This window comes from Streptomyces sp. Edi4, assembly GCF_040253615.1.
Lineage (GTDB): Bacteria > Actinomycetota > Actinomycetes > Streptomycetales > Streptomycetaceae > Streptomyces.
Genome location: NZ_JBEJGY010000004.1, coordinates 5,464,932 through 5,483,734 on the forward strand (window position 1 = coordinate 5,464,932; position 18,803 = coordinate 5,483,734).

An 18,803-nucleotide genomic window follows, 5' to 3' on the forward strand; every position below is an offset into this window, starting at 1 on the left:
AGATATCGCTGAACACACCGTCCATCAGGGGGAGTTGGAAGCACCTGTGAGCACCACCAGCAGTGAAGTCCGCACGGACCGGCCGCTCGGCCCGTCCGCGCCCATCAGCCTGACCGAGACGGGCGGCATCGACCGTGCCGCCCATCACCGCCTCGACGAGGCGTGGCTCGCGGCCGCCTGGAGCCACCCCACGACCCGGGTCTTCGTGGTCTCCGGCGGCCAGGTCCTCATCGACGAGACCGTCAACGAGGCGGCCGGCGCGGACGGCGAGCCGGTGCGCACCGAGATCGTCATGACGCCCGCCTTCGAGGCACCGGTCACCGAGACCCACCGCTACTTCCTCGGCACCGACGAGGAGGGTGTGAGCTACTTCGCCCTGCAAAAGGACGCCCTGCCCGGCCGCATGGACCAGTCGGCCAGGCCGGCCGGACTGCGCGAGGCGGGTCTGCTGCTGTCACCGCGCGACGCGAGCCTGATGGCCCACGCTGTGGCCCTGGAGAACTGGCAGCGTCTGCACCGCTTCTGCTCGCGCTGCGGCGAGCGCACGGTCATCGCCGCGGCCGGCCACATCCGCCGCTGCCAGGCGTGTGGCGCCGAGCACTACCCGCGCACCGACCCCGCCGTGATCATGCTGGTCACCGACGAGCAGGACCGGGCGCTGCTCGGCCGCCAGGTGCACTGGCCCGAGGGCCGTTTCTCGACCCTGGCGGGGTTCGTGGAACCGGGCGAGTCCATCGAGCAGTCGGTGCGCCGCGAGGTGTTCGAGGAGGCGGGCGTCACGGTCGGCCCGGTCGAGTACGTGGCGAGTCAGCCCTGGCCCTTCCCGTCCAGCCTGATGCTCGGCTTCATGGCCAAGGCCACGTCGTCGAAGATCACCGTGGACGGCGAGGAGATCCACGAGGCCCGCTGGTTCTCCCGCGAGGACCTGGCCGCCGCCTTCGCGTCCGGCGAGGTGCTGCCCCCGTACGGCATCTCGATCGCGGCCCGGCTCATCGAGCTCTGGTACGGCCGCCCGCTGCCGAGGGCGACGCACTGACCTGAGCGGGCGTACCGGGTGGTGATCCGGTCATACCGGGCGGGGGCCCGTGCGGGCCGGCCGCGTGCGCGCACGCGAAAGGCCCCGCCCAGGACTCCGGGGGTCCGGGCGGGGGCCATTCGTACGAGGGCCGGGGCCCCCGTGGCGCAGAAGCGGTGGGCGTCAGACGCCGATCTTCTGCTTGACCTGCGCGAGCGAGGGGTTGGTGAGCGTCGAGCCGTCGTCGAACAGGACGGTCGGCACCGTCTGGTTGCCCCCGTTGGCCTTCTCCACGAACGTGGCCGACTCCGGGTCGTGCTCGATGTTGACCTCGGTGTACGCGATGCCTTCGCGGTCCATCTGCTTCTTCAGCCGCGTGCAGTAGCCGCACCACGTGGTGCTGTACATCGTCACAGTGCCCGGCATGTCTCTCGCGCTCCTCTTGATGGCTGACTGGCGTGCGCGCCCCGCCGAATGCGGTTCCGCAGGGAGTGGAACGTACCGGAACCGGCCACCATTCCCGCGCCACCCCCGTATGTGACCCAATCGCCATGACGGGCCCTTCGGCCGGGTTCGGCACGGGCGGGAAGCGCCGGAGCCGGTGCCGCGGCGGGCGAGGGGCCGTGCGGTCTGCGTGCCAGGCATGAGCCCGAGGCCCCGGATTAGTACGACCGCGGCCGCCTCCTGTGGACAACGCGGCGCAACCGTCCCGGACGACCTGGCAGCATGGCGGGGTGACAGCAGCAACGCACTCCACTCCCTTCCCGCAGGTCCCCGAGACGGCCGACGCGGTGCTCGACGGGCTCGACCCCGAGCAGCGCGAGGCCGCGACGGCCCTGAACGGTCCGGTGTGCGTGCTGGCCGGCGCGGGCACGGGCAAGACCCGCGCGATCACCCACCGGATCGCCTACGGGGTGCGCGCCGGCATCCTCCAGCCCTCCAGCGTGCTGGCCGTCACCTTCACCAACCGGGCGGCCGGCGAGATGCGGGGCCGGCTGCGCCAGCTCGGCGCGGGCGGCGTCCAGGCCCGCACCTTCCACTCGGCGGCGCTGCGTCAGCTCCAGTACTTCTGGCCCAAGGCCGTCGGCGGCCAGCTGCCCCGGCTCGTCGAGCGCAAGGTCCAGCTGGTCGCCGAGGCGGCGGCCCGCTGCCGGCTGCGGCTCGACCGCAACGAGCTGCGCGACGTCACGGGTGAGATCGAGTGGGCCAAGGTCACCCAGACCGTCCCCGGCGACTACCCGGCGGCCGTCGCCAAGTCCCACCGCGACGCCCCGCGCGACCCGGCGGAGATCGCCCAGGTCTACCGGATGTACGAGCAGCTGAAGCAGGACCGAGGCGTGATCGACTTCGAGGACGTGCTGCTCCTCACGGTCGGCGTCCTCCAGGACCGGCACGACATCGCCGACCAGGTCCGCCGCCAGTACCAGCACTTCGTGGTCGACGAGTACCAGGACGTCAGCCCCCTCCAGCAGCGCCTGCTCGACCTGTGGCTCGGCGACCGCGACAGCCTGTGCGTGGTCGGCGACGCCAGCCAGACCATCTACTCCTTCACCGGCGCCACCCCCGAGCATCTGCTGAACTTCCGCACCCGCCATCCGAACGCGACGGTGGTCAAGCTGGTCCGTGACTACCGCTCGACGCCGCAGGTCGTGCACCTGGCCAACGGGCTGCTCGCCCAGGCCACCGGCCGCGCCGCCGAGCACCGCCTGGAGCTGATCTCCCAGCGCCAGGCGGGCCCCGAGCCCGTCTACACCGAGTACGGGGACGAGCCGGCCGAGGCCGAGGGCGTCGCCCGGCGCATCCGCGACCTGATCGCCTCGGGCGTCTCGGCCGGCGAGATCGCCGTGCTCTACCGCATCAACGCCCAGTCCGAGATCTACGAGCAGGCCCTGGCCGACGCGGGCGTGCCCTATCTGCTGCGCGGCGCCGAGCGGTTCTTCGAGCGCCCCGAGGTCCGCGAGGCGGTCGTGGCCCTCGGCGGCGCCGCCCGGGCCGGCGACAACGACTCGCTGCTCGACGACGCGGTGGACCTGCCGTCCCAGGTGCGCGCCGTGCTCGGCACCAAGGGCTGGACGGCGAAGCCCCCGGCGGGCTCCGGCGCGGTCCGCGACCGCTGGGAGTCGCTGGCCGCCCTGGTCAGGCTCGGCGAGGACTTCGAGCGGGCGAAGCCCGGCGCGACGCTGTCCGACCTGGTGACCGAGTTGCGCGAACGCGAGGCCGCCCAGCACGCGCCGACCGTCGAGGGCGTCACCCTGGCCTCGCTGCACGCGGCCAAGGGCCTGGAGTGGGACGCCGTGTTCCTGGTCGGTCTCACCGAGGGCATGATGCCGATCACATACGCCAAGACGGACGAGCAGATCGAGGAGGAGCGCCGGCTGCTGTACGTCGGCGTCACCCGGGCCCGCGTCCACCTCGGGCTCTCCTGGTCGCTCGCGCGCTCTCCCGGCGGCCGGGCCTCGCGCCGCCCCAGCCGCTTCCTGAACGGCCTGCGCCCCGGATCCGGCTCGCGGGCGGCGCGCGCGGCGACCAGCGGCGTGGCGGGCGCGGCGGGCACGGAGCGAGGCCCGGCCGCCCGCAAGCGCACCCGCCGGGGCCCGGTGCTGTGCCGGGTGTGCGGGAAGACACTCACCGAGGCCGGCGAGATGAAACTGATGCGCTGCGAGGACTGTCCGTCGGACATGGACGAGGCGCTGTACGAGCGGCTGCGTGACTGGCGCTCGCACCAGGCGCGGGACCTGGGCATGCCGCCGTATGTGGTCTTCACCGACAAGACGCTCATGGCGATCGCGGAGGCCGTGCCGTCCAACGGCCACGAGCTCGCGGTGATCTCCGGCGTCGGCGCCCGCAAGCTGGACCGGTTCGGCACCGATGTCCTGGCCATTTGCGCAGGTGGTGAGCCTGGGGGAGACGACGAGGAGGGTTCCTGAAAACTCGTCGAAAAAATAGTTTGCGCCCGCCCCGGGGATCCCCATAGGTTCTTAACCACGGAAACGAGAGCTTCTCCGAAGCCGGGTCTCCGTGCTGTACTTAGCTGTACTTATCCGAATACGCATGGGACCAGGCCTTCGCGGGCCGAAGTCCCCGAGACGCCGAGAGGAGGCGAGACCAGTGGCCAGCTACATCAAGACCGACACCAGCTTCATCACCACCAAAGTGACCGTCCGCTCGGTCGTCGCCACCTGCACGCTCGGCTCTTCGTTCCAGGGCACCGGTATGTCCACCGGCGTCTTTGGTCTGCTCGGCCTCAGCGCTCCGGTTCCGGCTCCGATGGCCAGCCTTCCCGTGCGTGATGAGCGCAATGAGCGACCGATTTCGGCGTCGGCGGCAGCAGTAGCGAAGGGCAGGGCGAAGGCCCACGCCTTCGCGGCGGCCGGCGCGGGAGCGGGACAGCAGACGAAGCAGTACCAGCACCACACGATGTGGGCCTTCCGTGGGCTCGAACCCTGGAGTGATCCAGCCTGATTCGGATCAGGCAGGCGCCTTCAGGGCCGCGGAACCCCACCCGGGATCCGCGGCCCTTCTGTTTGTCCCGAACGGGACGGACGGAGTGAAGGGGGCCTCGGTACCAGCCGAAACCCGGCCGACCGGCCGGACCGACACAGCCGAACACAGCCGACAAGACGAGGTTGACATCACCGTGCAACTCGAAGCGCACGCCCCGTCCGTACCGCCCGCCCCGACTCTTCCCCCGCCCGGTCTCACGGAGGACCCCGCCTTGACTCCCCTCACCGCGCTCACCGCGCTCGACGACGCCATCGAGAACCTGGGCGTACCCGTCCCCTGCCGTTCCTTCGACCCGGAGGTCTTCTTCGCCGAGTCGCCGGCCGACGTCGAGTACGCCAAGTCCCTCTGCCAGACCTGCCCCCTGATGGCCGCCTGCCTCGCGGGCGCCAAGGAGCGGCGTGAGCCGTGGGGTGTCTGGGGCGGAGAGCTCTTCGTCCAGGGTGTGGTCGTCGCCCGCAAGCGGCCGCGTGGCCGCCCGCGCAAGAACCCGGTCGCCGCATGAACCGCCCGGGAACCATCGACCACCCCCGAACGAACGACCCCCAGAAGCAGGCCCCGATGACGACATCCGCCAGCGAGCCCACCGGCTCCGCGACCCCAGACTTCACCACCACCGGCGCGAACGAGTCGCGCCAGAACAGGACCCTCGAAATGCAACTCATGCCAGAAGCCCTGGCCCGTGCGCATATGCATCAGCGCCTGCGGGAAGCCGAGGTGGAGCGCCAGGCACTGCGCCTGGTGGCCGCCCGGCGACTGCAGCGCCGCGCCGAGCGCGCATCGATGCGTGCCCGCCGCGCGCTGGCGATGGCCGTCATGCACTGACAGCCCTCGCCCGGCCGGGCGGGGCCAGGAAACACCGAGCTGAAAACAGCGAGCGACAAACAGCGTGACGCGGGGGCCGGTCCGAACGGACCGGCCCCCGCGGTGCGTTGTGCCCCCCGGGGACCCGGGCGCGGCGGTATCGTCACAAGGTGGACGACCAGAATCGGCCCATGGCCGAAACCATCGTGTGCTCCCACTGCGGGACCCCGGCTCCGGCCGAGGGTCCACCGGCGACCTGGGTCTACTCGGTCGAGAACGGCAGCGGCCGCTACTACTGCGACGCCTGCGCCCGTGCCAACATCAGAGCCATCGAAGGCAGGCTCGACGCCGACTGGTGGTAGCGCCCGGCCCCGCGAGCACAGCGGGCCCGGACCGCCGCCCCTCACGCCTCCTCGGCCACCACCGCCTCCTCGGCCACCACTGTCTCCCCGGCCGCCACCGACTCCTCGGCCGCCGCCCCTTCGGGTTCGGGCTCCGCCGGGTGGGGCACCTGCGCCACGAACCCGGGCAGCCACTCCTCCAGTTCGTCCCGCATACGGACCGTGGCCTCCAGTTGGCACAGCACGCCGATGGTGGACAGCGTCACGCGATGGATGAGGAGATAGGAGGGCGGCAGATTGAGCAGCTTGCCCAACTGGTGGGCGGGGGAGCGGGGATCGGCGATCCGGGCCGCCTGCCGGCGCATCCAGCCCCGGCTGAAGGTGAACTCCTCGGCCTGGGCCGGTTCAATGATCGGCAGCAGATAATCGAGGACCGCGTCCGGGTCGAGGTCGATGGACTCCTTCACGAAGCCCTCCTCGCGCAGCATCGCGTAGACCGCCTCCGCGTCGCCCTCGATCGTCATGCGCAGCGCCGCGCCGATGGTCGCCGGGAGCCCGCCGGGCAGCCGGTCCACGGTGCCGAAGTCCAGGACGCCGAGCCGCCAGGGCCCGCCGGCCTTCTCGGGTGCCAGGAGCCGGAAGTTGCCGGGATGCGGATCGGCGTGCAGCAGCCCCGTCCTGGCCGGGCCCGAGAACAGGAACCTCATCAGCAACTGACCTGCCCTGTCGCGCTGTTCGGGCGTGCCGTCGCTGATCACCTCCGAGAGCGGTATGCCCTCCATCCACTCGGTCACCAGGACCTGGTCGCTCTGATGCACCACATCGGGCACCAGCACGCCCTCGTCCCCCGCGAACTCTGCCGCGTGCTCCCGCTGCGCCCGCGCCTCCAGGCCGTAGTCCAGCTCCTCCGAGACCCGGTCGCGCAGCTCGGCGATGAGCGGCTTGATGTCCATCCCCGGGATCAGCGGCCCCAGCAGCCGGGCGAACCGGCTCAGCTGGGTCAGATCCGACAGCAGCGCCTCGCCGGCCCCCGGGTACTGCACCTTGACGGCCACCTCGCGCCCGTCGTGCCAGATCGCCCGGTGGACCTGCCCGATCGAGGCGGCGGCCGCCGGCTTCTCATCGAACTCCAGGAACAGCTCGCGCCAGTCGGGGCCCATCCGTTCCGCGAGGACGGCATGGACCGTGCGCGTCGGCATCGGCGGCGCGGCCTCCTGGAGCTTGGTCAGGGCGGCCCGATAGGGGCCCGCGACCTCCTCGGGCAGGGCCGACTCGAAGACGGACAGCGCCTGCCCGAACTTCATCGCGGCCCCCTTGAGCTCGCCCAGGACCTTGAAGAGCTGGTCGGCGGTGCGCTGCTGGAGCTCGCGGGCCACCAGCTCCGCGGACTTCCCGCCGATCCGCTTACCCAGGCCCCAGGTCGCCCGGCCCGCGAAGCCAAGTGGCAGTGCGGCCAGCTTGGCGGTCCGGGTGACCGCCTTCCGGGGAAGATCAGACATGCGCCCCTCCAAGTCCCAGACAGCCACGCCCTCGCAGGCGCTACCCGGCCATTGTGTCGTGTGAGCCCGCCACCCCCGAGGCCTGCACCCCCCGAGTCTTTCCGGCGGCGCCGCAGAAGCAGCCGCTGTGCGGCCCCACCGGGGCGGACCGCCAGTCGAGGTGGGGCAGCGACGTCTCCCACCGGCTGCCGGTGCTCGCCGGAAGATCACCGTCGAGGAAGGCCAGGGCGTGCGCGGCCGCGAGCCCCGCGACGGCGGTCGCCAGTGCCAGGTCACAGGCCGGCACGGCGGCCCGGTGCCGCCCCGAGCGCCACTGCGCGAGCAGCCGGGGCCAGCCCGGATCGCGCTCGGTCCGGGTCAGCGCCAGGCATCCCGCGCACCCGGTGCCACCCGGCAGGACCAGCGGGCCCACTACCCCCGTCGTCTCCACAACTCCCGCGTACAGATGGGGAATTCCGGCCCGGACCCAGTCCTGCGCGTCCACCGCGTTCGGCGCGTGGACATCGAGGGGTTCGCGCGGGGCCACCACGATCAGGGAGAGCGACGTCCGCTCCGGGTCCCGCCCCTGGCGCGGCGTGGGACCCGGCGCGGCGCGCCGCACCAGCCGGGCGGCCGCCGCCGCGCGCCGCTCGCCGACCGCCTGCTCCGCGAGCCCGCCCGGCGCCACGTCACCCGGCTGTACGGAGCCCCCGTCCAGCGCGTCGACCCGGCCCACCCCCGAGCCCGAAAGCACGGCGGCGATCATCGCGCCCACCCGCCCGGCCCCGCGCACCTGGACGCGTATGGCGCCGCGCGCCGCGAGGCGTGCTGTCGCGGCGCCCGGCTCCGCGTGCAGGAGGGAGAGGGACGCCAGATCCGGCCGTAGTCGCTCCAGCGCCTGCGTCCGGGCGCGCAACGACTCGGCCTCGGGGCCGCCGGCCGCCGCGTCGTCCACCACGCCGGCCGCCGTCAACCGTGTGATCAGTTCGTCCACTTGGGCCGGTGGCAGATCCAGGGCGCGCGCCCGCTCGTACAGGAGGGCCAGGCCCTGGGTGCCGTCGAGCAGGTCGAGGAAATGCCCCGTCGCCGGATCCACCGGCGAGAGCACCACCGCCTGCGCGGGAGTGATCCCGAACTGTACGGTCGCCCGGTCGCGCCAGGCCCGGCGCAGCGCCGGCTTGATCATCGGATGCATGGTCCAACCCCCGTCGTCGTGTCCGCGTGAGCCGCCTCGGCACCCGCCCGTCCACGGGCCGTCGTGCGGCATGAGGCCAGCGTGCACGGTCGCGCCGAGCGGCGTGAAAAGTTGTCCACAGGCAGGGGGTATTAGTCATTCAAATGGTGCGGCTCAGCGGATGGATCATGGCTCAACCGCCCCGGAGGCGGGACTTCCCCCACTGACAGCGGGTAACGTCGGGGCGTGCCCGCCGACCCGCTGCAGAGTGCCGGAAGCCCGCCGCGCCGCCCGACCGGCCTGCCGCCACGCGGCCCGGTGACGAGCGCGGTCGAGGTGCGCCGCAGCGCCCGGCGCAGCAGGACCGTCTCCGCCTACCGCGAGGGCGACCGCACGATCGTGCTGATCCCGGCCCGGATGTCCGAGGCCGAGGAGCAGCGCTGGGTGACGGTGATGCTGGACAAGCTGGCCGCCCAGGAGTCCAAGCGCATGCTGGGCGACGCCGAGCTGACCGAGCGCGCCGAGCGTCTGTCCGCGCAGTACTTCCAGGGCCGTGCCCGCCCCGCCTCGGTGCGCTGGGTGACCAATCAGAACACCCGCTGGGGTTCGTGCACCCCGGCCGAGGGCAGCATCCGGCTCTCGCACCGATTGCAGGGCATGCCCGAGTACGTCGTCGACTATGTGCTCGTCCACGAGCTCGCGCACCTCCTCGTGCCAGGTCACGGGCCCCGGTTCTGGCAGCTGCTCGACGCCTATCCGCGCACCGAGCGGGCCCGTGGCTACCTCGAGGGCGTGGTGGCCGCCGCCCGCCTCCCGCACCTGCCCGCCGCGCGCGAGGAGTAGGTGTCGACGGTTGTGTACCGAATGTGCCGCGGCTTGGCCGATTGTCCGGGGCAGCCGTTAGCCTGGCGCGACGCAATCACCTCGGGATGGGGGACGGTCGGTACATGGCCAGGGAATTCCAGCGCGGCCACAAGGCCAAGGTCAGTGATCTCACCGCAGGGACGGATCTGTACGTCGGCGTACAGATCGGCGGACCCGGACTGACCTTCGACATCAGCTGCTTCGGTCTCGACGCCCGTGAGCAGCTGTCCGACGACCGTTACTTCGTCTTCTTCAACCAGCCCGAGTCCCCCGAGGGTTCCCTCCGGCTCCTCGGCGCGCAGTCCGGTGACACCGAATCGTTCCGCGTCACCCTCGACCGCCTTCCGGCGCACATCCAACGGCTCTCCTTCACCGCGACCCTGGACGGCCCGGGCCAGATGTCGCAGGTGGGCCCCGGTTACATCCGGGTCGTGGCCGGCGGCGAGGAAGTGGTGCGCTACTCCTTCACGGGAGCGGAGTTCAGCACCGAGCGCGCCGTCATGCTCGGTGACTTCTACCTGAAGGACGTCTGGCGTTTCGCCGCCGTGGGCCAGGGCTTCGACGGGGGACTCGAGGCGCTGTTGAAGAACTTCGGCGGCGAGGTCCTTGAGGAGGATCCCGCCCCGGCACCGCAGGAGCCGCAGCCCCAGCCGCACCCTCAGGGCGCGGCCCCCGGGTTCGCCCCGCCGCCCCAGGCCGCCGCGCCCGCCCCGCAGTTCGCCGCCCCCGCGCCTGCTCCGGGGCCCGCGCCGTCCTTCGGCGCGCCCGCACCCGCCGCCCCGCAGCACTACACGCGCCCGGCAGCGCAGGGCGGCCCACCGCTCCCGCCGCCCCCGCCTCCGGCGCCGAGTCCGCAGATCCACGCGGCGCCGACCATCGCCGCGCCGATGCACCTGGCGCCGGGCACCGTGCCGCCGCCCGCACCGGCACCGTACGGCGGGCCCCAGCCCGCGTACGGACAGCCGCCGCAGCAGCCGCAGTTCGGGCGGGGCCCCGGCCCCATCCCGGGCCAGACCCCGCCGCCGGGCGCCCCCGCCCCGTACGGCCAGTCCGCCCCCTACAGCCAGCCCGCGCCTTATGGCCAGCCCGCCCCCTATGGGCAGCCGGCTCCCTACGGTCAACCCGCGCCCTACGGTCAGCCGCAGGGCATGCCCCAGGGCGGCGGCGGACTGCACGCCGCGATCCAGATGTACAAGGAAGTCCCCACCGGCGCGCGCTGGACGGCGCAGAACAAGCAGCTGGTCCGGGCCGACCTCGGGGCCGACGGCCAGCCCGTCCTCGCCCGTCAGGGCAGCATGGTCATGTACCAGGGCAAGGTCGACTTCGGCTACAAGGGCGCCGGGTTCGCGGGCCGGATCGTCGGCAACGCGACCGGCCAGGAAATGCAGCTGATGCGCTGCACCGGCCGCGGCCAGGTCTTCCTCGCCGAGAACAGTGCCTACCTGCACCCCATCGAGCTCCAGGGCGACGGCATCTGCGTCTCCGCCGAGCACGTGCTCGCCTTCGACGAGTCGCTGCACTACGAGGTGCGCCGCATCGAGGGCCACGGCATCCCCGGCGGCGCCCTGTTCACCATGCTGTTCCAGGGCGCGGGCACCGTCGTCGTGATGACCCACGGCACCCCCGTGGTGCTGCCCGTCACCCCGACCACGTTCGCCGACAGCGACGCCATCGTCGCCTGGTCCGCCGCGTCCCAGGTCATCGTCTCCAGCCAGGTCAGGTTGCGCCGCAACGCCTATCCCGGCCACAGCGGCGAGTCCGTCAATCTCCAGTTCCGGGGCGCTCCCGGCAACTTCATCGTCGTCCAGCCGTACGAGGTCTGAGGGAGCCCGAAGAAATGAACCAGCAACTCGCGGGCTACGCCCCCACACCCGTCGTGGCCCGGATGGAGAACCACGGCAGCGCCATGCTCAAGGTGGCCATGGCCACCGGCCAGGACCTGTTCGCGCGGGTCGGCTCGATGGTCGCCTACGAGGGCTTCATCCAGTACGAACCCAACCCGCCGGCCGTGCGCCAGATGGCCAGGGACTGGATCACCGGTGAGGGCGCCCCCCTCATGAAGTGCACCGGCGACGGACTGCTCTACCTTGCCGACTACGGCGCCAACGTCGTGATCGTCCACCTCGACAACGACGCGATCTCCGTCAACGGCACCAATGTGCTCGCCTTCGACGCGAGCTTGCAGTGGGGTGTCGAACGGGTCAAGGGGCTCGCCAAGTTCGCCGGCCAGGGCCTGTTCAACGTCAAGATCTCCGGCACCGGCTGGGTCGCTCTCACCTCGCGCGGCATGCCCGTCGTCGTCGACTGCGGCAGCGGCGAGGACGAGACGTACGTCGATCCGGACGCGCTCGTGGCCTGGTCGCCGAACCTGAAGGTGAAGGGCAAGCGCAGCTTCAAGGCGTCCTCGCTGATCGGCCGGGGCAGCGGAGAGGCGTACCAGATGGCGTTCTCCGGCAAGGGCATCGTGGTCGTACAGCCGAGTGAGGACAGCACGGACCGCCTGCGGGCCCGGGGCTGAGGGGGAGTAGACACCAATGCAGAGCTCGCTTTTCAGCTACACCGAGCAGCAGTCCCAGGAGCGCTACACGGCGCAGAATCCGCAGCTCCTGCGCGCCGTGCTCACCGGCCACGACGACCTCCTCGCCCGCAAGGGCTCGATGGTCGCCTATCAGGGGCTGCTGGAGTTCGACGGGGAGTACCGGTCCAACGGCCAACAGCAGGCCCGCGCCCGCACCGGCGAAGGGCTCGACCTGATGCGCGTCTCGGGGCAGGGCACGGTCTACCTGGCCAACCTGGCTCAGCATGTCCACGTCGTGGACGTCGACCGGGACGGACTGACGGTCGACAGCGGTTACGTCCTCGCGATGGACTCCTCGCTGCACCACGAAGTCATCGCCGTGGACAGCCAGTACGGCGTCTCCGGCACCGGCAAGTACCAGCTCAACATCACCGGCACCGGCAAGGTCGTCCTGATGACCTCGGGCCAGCCGCTGATGCTCCAGGTGACGCCCGACAAGTACGTCAACGCGGACGCGGACGCGATCGTGGCCTGGTCGACGTCCCTGCGCGTCCAGATGCAGGCGCAGACGCACTCCACGGGCGTGTGGCGGCGCCGCGGCAACACGGGTGAGGGCTGGGAGCTCAGCTTCCTCGGCCAGGGCTTCGCGCTGGTCCAGCCAAGCGAGGTGCTGCCGCCGCAGAACGCGATGATCGGACAGGGCCTGCGGGCCCAGTACGGCATGGGCCAGCAGGGCGCCCACGCGCAGAACCAGGGCAACGCCTGGAGCTGAGCGCCGAGGTCCCCGCGCGCGCGGCACGACACCGCGCGGGCCGGCTTGGCGCGGCACGGCACGGGTAAGGGGCGGTCGCTATAGCGACCGCCCCTTACCCGTGAACAACCTTGCCCCGTACGCCAGTTGAGGCCCGGGGCGCCCTCGGCTACAGCCGCGAGCGGGTCGCCTCCACGAGGTTGACCACCGAGGTGTCGGCCACGTCGGCCACCTCGTCGTAGGCGAACCAGCGCAGGTCGAGGGATTCGTCGCTGATCGCCTCGACGGCGCCGGCCGGGGCGAGCGCCGCGTACTGGACGTCCAGGTGCCAGTGGCAGGGCGCCGGGATGGGGTGGCGGTCGAGCCGGACGGGGCCCCCGGCGAGCAGCGTGAGGCCGCCCACCCCGGACTCCTCCTCGGCCTCGCGCAGCGCGGCGGCCGCCACCGTGGCGTCGCCCGGCTCGCAGTGGCCGCCCATCTGGAGCCACATGTTCAGCTTCTTGTGCAGCGTCAAAAGGACCCGGCCGCGCTCGGGGTCGATCACCAGCGCGCTCGCCGTGAGGTGGCCGGCCTCGCAGGCCTTCCACATCCCATCGGGGTGCGCCGACAGATGGTCCAGATAGTCCTGGCGCAGCTCGGGCTGGTCCTCGTACGCCTTCAGTACGAGGACCGCGTCGTCATGCAGGCTCACTGGTCCGCTTCGCCCTTGCTGTTGTCGGTGTTGTCGGTGTCGTCGCCGGCGTCCTTGCCGGACGCGCTCTCGCCGTCCGCCTTCTTCTCGCCCTCGTCGGCCTTGTCCTTCTTCAGGGACGGGCTGTTCTGCTCGGCGGCCTCGCCCAGCATCTTGTCCAGCTCCGAGAAGTCCAGGTGCTCGCGGTGCACGAAACCGTCCGGGTCGTCCAGGTCGGATGCCGTCGGCAGCATGTCCGGGTGCTCCCACAGGTCGTCCCTGCCGTCCACCCCGCGCGCGTCGGTGAGCGAGGCCCACAGGCGCGAGGCGTCCCGCAGCCGGCGCGGACGCAGCTCGAGGCCGATCAGCGTGGCGAACGTCTGCTCGGCCGGGCCGCCGGTCGCCCGGCGCCTGCGCAGCGTCTCGCGCAGCGCGTCCGCCGAGGTGAGCCGGGGCTTGGCGGCGGCGTGGACCACTGCGTCCACCCAGCCCTCGACCAGGGCGAGCGCCGTCTCAAGACGGGCCAGGGCCGCCTTCTGCTGCGGGGTGTCCTCCGGCTGGAAAAGGCCCTGCTGAAGGGCTTCCTGAAGCTGCTCCGGGTTGGACACGTCCAGCTGGCCGACGGCGTCCTCCAGCTTCGCCGTGTCAACGGTGATGCCGCGCGCGTACCCCTCGACCGCGCCGAACAGATGCGAGCGCAGCCACGGTACGTGCGCGAAGAGCCGCTGGTGGGCGGCCTCGCGCAGGGCCAGATAGAGCCGGACCTCGTCCTGCGGGACACCCAGGTCCTTGCCGAAGGCCGCGATGTTCAGCGGAAGCAGCGCGGCCTTGCCGGCCGGTCCGAGCGGCAGCCCGATGTCGGTCGAGCCGACGACCTCGCCCGCGAGCGTGCCGACCGCCTGTCCGATCTGCTGGCCGAACATGGCGCCGCCCATGGAGCGCATCATGCCGATCAGCGGGCCGGCCATGGCCTGCATCTCCTCGGGCAGCACGCCGCCCATGGCCGCGCCGACGCGCTCGGCGACCGGGTCGACCAGTTCCTTCCAGGCCGGCTGGGTGGCCTCGACCCACTCCGCGCGGCTCCAGGCCACCGCGGTGGTGGAGCCCGAGGGCAGCGACGTCGCGTCGTCGAGCCACAGGTCGGCCAGGCGCACGGCCTCCTGGACGGCGGCGCGCTCGGCGGGGCCGACGCTCTCGTCCTTGGTGCCGTCCGCCGTGCCCTGGGCGACCGTCTGGCGGGCGATCTGCTTGGCCATGTCCCAGTTCACGGGACCGCCCTCGTAGCTCAGCATCTGCCCGAGCTGCTGGAAGGCGGCGCCCAGATCGTTCGGGTTCATCGAACCGAACATCGCGGCGAACGGATTGTCCGCGCCGCCCGGGCCGCCGAAGCCGAAGGGGTTGCCGCCCTGGCCGCCGGCACCCTGACCGCCTCCGGCAGGGTCCTTCTTCTTGCCGTCGCCGCCTTCCGGCTCCTCCGGCGGAAGACCGAATCCGAATGGGGTGTCACTCACGGGTTTCCTCGGCTCGTTAGGCCGCCGGCTTCTGCCGACGGCGGGCTGGCCCACAACACCACCAGCGTAGACATCCGAGCCGGATCGGGGCTCGGTGCTCCGCCTCCGCGCGGCCTGCGGCAGGATGGACGCCACCTGGTACGCACGCGTCCTTAACGTACGTACTGAAGACAACCGCTGGAGACGCCCGGTGAGTTCCCCAGATCCGCAGGTTCGCGCAGCGCGAAACCACTCAACCTCGACCTCACGGGGTCCCGTGGTCGCCGTGACCGGTGCCGCCTCCGGGATCGGCGCCCTGCTGACCGCGCGGCTCGCCGCGTCCGACGAGGTCAAGCAGGTCGTCGCCATCGACGAGCGCCGGGGTGAGGTCTCCGAGGCGACCTGGCACATCCTGGACGTACGGGACCCGGCGATCGCCGAGAAACTGCGCGGCGCCGACGTCGTCGTGCACCTCGCGCTCGACCTCGATCTGGAGACGGACGCGGCGGCCCGCACGGCCTACAACGTGCGCGGAACCCAGACCGTCCTGACCGCCGCGGCCGCCGCGGGGGTGCACCGGGTCGTCCTGTGCACCTCGGCGATGGTCTACGGGGCGCTGCCCGACAACGACATCCCGCTCTCCGAGGACGCCGAGCTGCGGGCGACCGCCGAGGCCACCGGCGTCGGCGACCTCCTGGAGATCGAGCGGCTGGGGCGCCGCGCCCCGCGCGCCCACCCCGGCCTGAACGTCACGGTGGTCAGGCCCGCCGTCCTGGTGGGCGGCACCGATACCGCTCTCACCCGCTACTTCGAGTCGCCGCGCCTCCTGGTCGTCGCCGGGTCCCGGCCCACCTGGCAGTTCTGCCACGTCGAGGACCTGTGCAGCGCGCTGGAGTACGCGGCGCTCGAGAAGGCCGACGGGGAGTTCGCGGTCGGCTGCGACGGCTGGCTCGAACAGGAGGAGGTCGAAGAGCTCAGCGGCATCCGCCGGATGGAGCTGCCCTCCGCGGTGGCGCTCGGCGCGGCCGCCCGGCTGCACCGGATCGGACTCACCCCCTCGCCGGCCGGTGACCTGGCGTACACGATGCACCCGTGGGTGGTCAGTGTCGGGCGGCTGCACGACGCGGGCTGGCGGCCGCGCTGGACCAACGAGGAAGTCCTCGCCGAACTCCTCGAAGAGGTCGCGGGCCGGCACACCGTCGCCGGCCGCAGGCTCGGCCGCAAGGACGCCACGGCCGCCGGAGCCGCCGGCGCCACCGTCGCGCTGCTCGGCGCCGCCGCGGTGGTGCGCAGGGCCCGCAAGCGCCGCGGCCTGTAGGACCCTCCTAGGGACGGGCGCGGCGCCCGGTCGAAAGAGCCATTTCGGGATGTCGGTGGCGTGCGGCACGATGGGTCCATGGCACGCACGTACCCCGAGCACCCCGGTGAGCAGCCGGCACAGGACCCCATCCGGCTCCTGGCGATCCGTGACACCCCGCTGTCCGTGGACGAGGTCTTCGCCGCCGCCGGGGACGCGGCGGCGGGCGGCACCACGCTCTTCGTCGGCACGGTGCGTGATCACGACGGCGGCGCGGACGTGGACGGCCTCGGATACTCCTGCCATCCCTCCGCCGAGGACGAGATGCGCCGGGTCGCCGAGAAGGTGATCGCCGAGTACCCGGTCCGCGCGCTGGCCGCCGTCCACCGTGTGGGCGAATTGGCGGTCGGTGATATCGCGGTCGTCGTGGCGGTGTCCTGCCCGCACCGCGCGGAGGCCTTCGAGGCCAGCCGGCGCCTGATCGACGCCCTCAAACACGAGGTGCCGATCTGGAAGCACCAGAAGTTCTCCGACGGCACAGAGGAATGGGTCGGCGCGTAGCGCCGTCCTTGAGGGGTGGCGGTCGGGTGACGGGTGGGAGGGTCGGCGCGTAGCGCCGTCCTTGAGGGGTGGCGGTCGGGTGACGGGTGGGAGGGTCGGCGCGTAGCGCTGTCCTTGAGGGGTGGCGGTCGGGTGACGGGTGGGACGGTTGGGGCGTAGCGGCGTCCTTGTGGGGGCAGTTGAAACCCCTGTGGGGGCAGGGCGCCCCGATTTGCGTAACCGCCCCCCGGGCACGAGCGTTGAGGCGGTGGACGACTAGTCTGCCGATCTGTCAGTTTTCATCGCTCTAGTGGGGACGGGAGGTCGGAAATGGCCGCACTCGCCTGGCTGCTCATTCCGCTCTTCGCTGCTGTCGGCGCGGCGATATGGGCGCGTTGGGCCGCTCGAAACCGTACGACCGGCGATGTGTCCGAACTCGCCGGTTACAGCAGGTTCCGTGAAGCGATGGAGAAATCCCGCTCCGGACACGACGCCGTCGAGGCGGCGCCCGCCGAGTGTGCTCCCTCGGCCGGGACCGCGGTCCGTTCGTAGCCGTTCGCGGCCGTCCGTCCAGGGACGCGCGGGCACCGGCCCGAGGCCCCGTACGGACCGGCCCCAGGGGTGGGCGCACAGGACGGTCCCGTACTGTCGTTCCATGCCACGCCGCACCGCGACGATGCTCGCCTCCACCCTCGTGCTGATCGCGCTGCTCTGCGCCGGGGTACTCATCAAAGTGCCGTACGCCGAGATGTCCCCCGGGCCCACCGTGAACACGCTCGGCGACTCCGGTGGCGAGCCGGTGCTGCGGATCACCGGTCACAAGACGTACCCGACGAGCGGGCACCTCAACATGACGACGGTCAGGGTCACCGGCGCGGACTACCGGATGAACCTCGTCGAGGCGGTCTACGGCTGGCTCGCGCACGACAGCGTGGTCGTTCCGCACGACACGCTCTACCCGGACGGCAAGACCGACGAGCAGTCCAACCAGGAGAACGCCGAGGAGTTCAGCCAGTCCCAGGAGAGCGCCAAGGTGGCGGCCCTGAACGAGGTGGGCGTTCCGGTGAAGAGCTGGGTGATCGTTTCCTCGGTCGTCAAGGGCACCCCGGCGGAGGGCAAGCTGCACGCCGGTGACGCCATTGGGGCGGTCGACGGCACGCCGGTCACCAAGCCGGCCGATGTCGCGACGCTGGTGACCAAGCACAAGCCCGGTCAGAACGTGGTCTTCACGATCGTCCCCGCCAAGCAGGCGGAGGCCGCCAAGAAGGCGGGCAAGACGCCCGAGGGCGCCGAGAAGATCACCATCACCACGGAGAAGGCGCAGGACGGCGACCGGGCCATCGTCGGCATCCAGGCCGGGACCGACCACGCGTTCCCGTTCACCGTCGACATCAAGCTCGCCGACGTGGGCGGGCCGAGCGCGGGCCTGATGTTCTCGCTCGGCATCGTCGACAAGCTGACGCCCGATGACCTGACCGGTGGGAAGTTCGTCGCGGGCACCGGCACGATCGACGACGCAGGCAAGGTCGGCCCGATCGGCGGCATCGAGATGAAACTGATCGGCGCGCGGCAGGCGGGCGCCCGCTACTTCCTGACGCCCAAGGACAACTGCGCCGCCGCCGCGGCCGACATCCCCTCGGGTCTGACCCTGGTGAAGGTCGACTCCCTGCACGACGCGCGGCAGGCGCTGGACAAGATCCGTACGGGGGACACGGCCGGGCTGCCCAGCTGCTCGCCCAAGTGAGGTAGGCCGTGTCCCCGTCGGGCGGCTAGGCGAACGTCGCGGCCAGCGCCTCCGCCAGGCCCGGTACCAGGTCGGGGCCGGTCAGGACCTCGGTCGCGGAGTCCTTCTCGCGCAGCCGGATGGCGGACTCACGGGCGCCGCCGCGCAGCACCGCCACCGTCATCCGCACCTCCTGGCGATCGGGGTGGGAGGCCACCCACTTGGCGAGCTCCTTGTCGCTCAGTCCTTCGGGCACCGACGCCTCGGCGGACGGCGGCAGCATCAGGCGCTCCACGGTGAGCGCGCAGCCGGCCACCGAGTCGGGCCAGGCGATCGTGCCGAGGAACTTGTCCAGCGGCTTGTTGCGCGGGATCTCCTCCTGCTCGATCGGGGTCAGCCCGGAGACGGCCGCGTCGTCGGCGGTGGAGACCAGGTTCGGCGCCTTGGCCCGGAGCTTCGCGGTGTCGACGAGCGCGAACAGGCGGGCCGGCTTGTCCCAGCCGAGGACGGAGGCGTACTCGTCGATTTCGAGCACCGCGCGGGTGAGCGGGCTCGCGGCCATCGGGGGACCTGAGGGGGAAACGTTGGACATGGACAACATCCTGCCCTCTTTCACCCCCCGATCGGGAACTGAGTA

The 18,803-nt window shown here is 71.8% G+C and carries 20 protein-coding genes; 14 read left to right on the top strand and 6 right to left on the bottom strand.

Features of this window, described 5'->3' with window-relative positions:
* Positions 1-46: 46 nt before the first annotated feature.
* A complete protein-coding gene (gene nudC / locus ABR738_RS26935; RefSeq protein ID WP_350232537.1) occupies positions 47-1,036 on the top strand; it encodes an NAD(+) diphosphatase in 990 nt (329 codons plus the stop codon).
* Positions 1,037-1,198: 162 nt separating this feature from the next.
* On the opposite strand, the gene ABR738_RS26940 is transcribed toward nudC, so the two are convergent.
* Entirely contained in the window at positions 1,199-1,441 is a 243-nt protein-coding gene (locus ABR738_RS26940; RefSeq protein WP_350232538.1) for a mycoredoxin, read from the bottom strand.
* A gap of 308 nt (positions 1,442-1,749) precedes the next feature.
* Between ABR738_RS26940 and ABR738_RS26945 the strand changes: the two genes are divergently transcribed.
* From ABR738_RS26945 to ABR738_RS26965, 5 genes are all read left to right on the top strand, one after another.
* Complete coding sequence (locus ABR738_RS26945; protein ID WP_350232539.1) at positions 1,750-3,942, top strand: ATP-dependent DNA helicase UvrD2; 2,193 nt, start codon at positions 1,750-1,752, stop codon at positions 3,940-3,942.
* 181 nt (positions 3,943-4,123) lie between these two features.
* Positions 4,124-4,477, top strand: a complete 354-nt coding sequence (locus ABR738_RS26950) for a hypothetical protein (RefSeq protein WP_350232540.1) — start codon at positions 4,124-4,126, stop codon at positions 4,475-4,477.
* 175 nt (positions 4,478-4,652) lie between these two features.
* A complete protein-coding gene (locus tag ABR738_RS26955; RefSeq protein WP_053729898.1) occupies positions 4,653-5,021 on the top strand; it encodes a WhiB family transcriptional regulator in 369 nt (122 codons plus the stop codon).
* The gene (locus tag ABR738_RS26960; protein ID WP_350232541.1) at positions 5,018-5,341 is read left to right on the top strand and encodes a putative WhiB-interacting protein; all 324 of its coding nucleotides are present in this window, start codon (positions 5,018-5,020) and stop codon (positions 5,339-5,341) included. The genes ABR738_RS26955 and ABR738_RS26960 overlap by 4 nt, the downstream gene beginning before the upstream one ends.
* 170 nt (positions 5,342-5,511) lie before the next feature.
* Entirely contained in the window at positions 5,512-5,682 is a 171-nt protein-coding gene (locus ABR738_RS26965; protein ID WP_350232542.1) for a hypothetical protein, read from the top strand.
* 41 nt (positions 5,683-5,723) lie between these two features.
* Here the strand turns inward: ABR738_RS26965 and ABR738_RS26970 are convergent, their stop codons facing one another.
* On the bottom strand, positions 5,724-7,160 hold the full coding sequence (locus ABR738_RS26970) for an ABC1 kinase family protein (protein WP_350232543.1): 1,437 nt from the start codon (positions 7,158-7,160) through the stop codon (positions 5,724-5,726).
* A 40-nt stretch (positions 7,161-7,200) separates the two neighbouring features.
* Complete coding sequence (locus ABR738_RS26975) at positions 7,201-8,334, bottom strand: ThiF family adenylyltransferase (protein WP_350232544.1); 1,134 nt, start codon at positions 8,332-8,334, stop codon at positions 7,201-7,203.
* A gap of 225 nt (positions 8,335-8,559) precedes the next feature.
* Here ABR738_RS26975 and ABR738_RS26980 point away from each other — a divergent pair, with 225 nt between their 5' ends.
* The 4 genes from ABR738_RS26980 to ABR738_RS26995 all read left to right on the top strand — a co-directional run bounded on the left by ABR738_RS26980 (position 8,560) and on the right by ABR738_RS26995 (position 12,467).
* Positions 8,560-9,156 (top strand): M48 metallopeptidase family protein, encoded by a 597-nt coding sequence (locus ABR738_RS26980; protein WP_350232545.1) that lies wholly within the window; start codon positions 8,560-8,562, stop codon positions 9,154-9,156.
* Positions 9,157-9,260: 104 nt separating this feature from the next.
* Positions 9,261-11,000: a TerD family protein gene (locus ABR738_RS26985; RefSeq protein WP_350232546.1), complete on the top strand. Its 1,740-nt coding sequence runs from the start codon at positions 9,261-9,263 to the stop codon at positions 10,998-11,000.
* Positions 11,001-11,014: 14 nt separating this feature from the next.
* The gene (locus tag ABR738_RS26990) at positions 11,015-11,695 is read left to right on the top strand and encodes an AIM24 family protein (protein ID WP_350232547.1); all 681 of its coding nucleotides are present in this window, start codon (positions 11,015-11,017) and stop codon (positions 11,693-11,695) included.
* Positions 11,696-11,711: 16 nt separating this feature from the next.
* On the top strand, positions 11,712-12,467 hold the full coding sequence (locus ABR738_RS26995; protein WP_350232549.1) for an AIM24 family protein: 756 nt from the start codon (positions 11,712-11,714) through the stop codon (positions 12,465-12,467).
* Positions 12,468-12,615: 148 nt separating this feature from the next.
* On the opposite strand, the gene ABR738_RS27000 is transcribed toward ABR738_RS26995, so the two are convergent.
* Both ABR738_RS27000 and ABR738_RS27005 read right to left on the bottom strand, forming a co-directional pair.
* Positions 12,616-13,137 (bottom strand): NUDIX hydrolase, encoded by a 522-nt coding sequence (locus ABR738_RS27000; RefSeq protein ID WP_350232550.1) that lies wholly within the window; start codon positions 13,135-13,137, stop codon positions 12,616-12,618.
* Positions 13,134-14,627 carry a zinc-dependent metalloprotease gene (locus ABR738_RS27005; RefSeq protein WP_350232551.1) on the bottom strand — a complete coding sequence of 498 codons (1,494 nt, stop codon included), beginning with the start codon at positions 14,625-14,627 and terminating at the stop codon, positions 13,134-13,136. Before ABR738_RS27005 ends, ABR738_RS27000 begins: the two co-directional genes overlap by 4 nt.
* A 190-nt stretch (positions 14,628-14,817) precedes the next feature.
* Here ABR738_RS27005 and ABR738_RS27010 point away from each other — a divergent pair, with 190 nt between their 5' ends.
* The 4 genes from ABR738_RS27010 (at position 14,818) to ABR738_RS27025 (ending at position 18,187) form a co-directional block, all read left to right on the top strand.
* A complete protein-coding gene (locus tag ABR738_RS27010) occupies positions 14,818-15,924 on the top strand; it encodes an SDR family oxidoreductase (RefSeq protein ID WP_350232552.1) in 1,107 nt (368 codons plus the stop codon).
* A 78-nt stretch (positions 15,925-16,002) separates the two neighbouring features.
* Positions 16,003-16,464, top strand: coding sequence for a molybdenum cofactor biosynthesis protein MoaE (locus ABR738_RS27015; RefSeq protein WP_350232553.1), 462 nt, complete (start codon positions 16,003-16,005; stop codon positions 16,462-16,464).
* A gap of 309 nt (positions 16,465-16,773) precedes the next feature.
* Positions 16,774-16,995: a hypothetical protein gene (locus ABR738_RS27020; protein WP_350232554.1), complete on the top strand. Its 222-nt coding sequence runs from the start codon at positions 16,774-16,776 to the stop codon at positions 16,993-16,995.
* 103 nt (positions 16,996-17,098) lie between these two features.
* Positions 17,099-18,187, top strand: a complete 1,089-nt coding sequence (locus ABR738_RS27025) for a YlbL family protein (protein WP_350232555.1) — start codon at positions 17,099-17,101, stop codon at positions 18,185-18,187.
* A 25-nt stretch (positions 18,188-18,212) separates the two neighbouring features.
* Here the strand turns inward: ABR738_RS27025 and ABR738_RS27030 are convergent, their stop codons facing one another.
* On the bottom strand, positions 18,213-18,758 hold the full coding sequence (locus ABR738_RS27030; RefSeq protein ID WP_350232556.1) for a PPA1309 family protein: 546 nt from the start codon (positions 18,756-18,758) through the stop codon (positions 18,213-18,215).
* Positions 18,759-18,803: the final 45 nt, after the last annotated feature.

What these genes read in the sequence shown, in the direction of transcription:
- ABR738_RS26970 (WP_350232543.1), bottom strand. Translation starts at nt 7,160, where the DNA reads ATGTCTGATCTTCCCCGGAAGGCGGTCACCCGGACCGCCAAGCTGGCC.
- ABR738_RS26960 (WP_350232541.1), top strand. Translation starts at nt 5,018, where the DNA reads ATGAACCGCCCGGGAACCATCGACCACCCCCGAACGAACGACCCCCAG.
- ABR738_RS27020 (WP_350232554.1), top strand. Translation starts at nt 16,774, where the DNA reads ATGGCCGCACTCGCCTGGCTGCTCATTCCGCTCTTCGCTGCTGTCGGC.
- ABR738_RS26995 (WP_350232549.1), top strand. Translation starts at nt 11,712, where the DNA reads ATGCAGAGCTCGCTTTTCAGCTACACCGAGCAGCAGTCCCAGGAGCGC.
- ABR738_RS27025 (WP_350232555.1), top strand. Translation starts at nt 17,099, where the DNA reads ATGCCACGCCGCACCGCGACGATGCTCGCCTCCACCCTCGTGCTGATC.
- ABR738_RS26990 (WP_350232547.1), top strand. Translation starts at nt 11,015, where the DNA reads ATGAACCAGCAACTCGCGGGCTACGCCCCCACACCCGTCGTGGCCCGG.
- ABR738_RS27015 (WP_350232553.1), top strand. Translation starts at nt 16,003, where the DNA reads ATGGCACGCACGTACCCCGAGCACCCCGGTGAGCAGCCGGCACAGGAC.
- ABR738_RS26940 (WP_350232538.1), bottom strand. Translation starts at nt 1,441, where the DNA reads ATGCCGGGCACTGTGACGATGTACAGCACCACGTGGTGCGGCTACTGC.
- ABR738_RS26985 (WP_350232546.1), top strand. Translation starts at nt 9,261, where the DNA reads ATGGCCAGGGAATTCCAGCGCGGCCACAAGGCCAAGGTCAGTGATCTC.
- ABR738_RS27030 (WP_350232556.1), bottom strand. Translation starts at nt 18,758, where the DNA reads ATGTCCAACGTTTCCCCCTCAGGTCCCCCGATGGCCGCGAGCCCGCTC.
- ABR738_RS26975 (WP_350232544.1), bottom strand. Translation starts at nt 8,334, where the DNA reads ATGCATCCGATGATCAAGCCGGCGCTGCGCCGGGCCTGGCGCGACCGG.
- ABR738_RS26965 (WP_350232542.1), top strand. Translation starts at nt 5,512, where the DNA reads ATGGCCGAAACCATCGTGTGCTCCCACTGCGGGACCCCGGCTCCGGCC.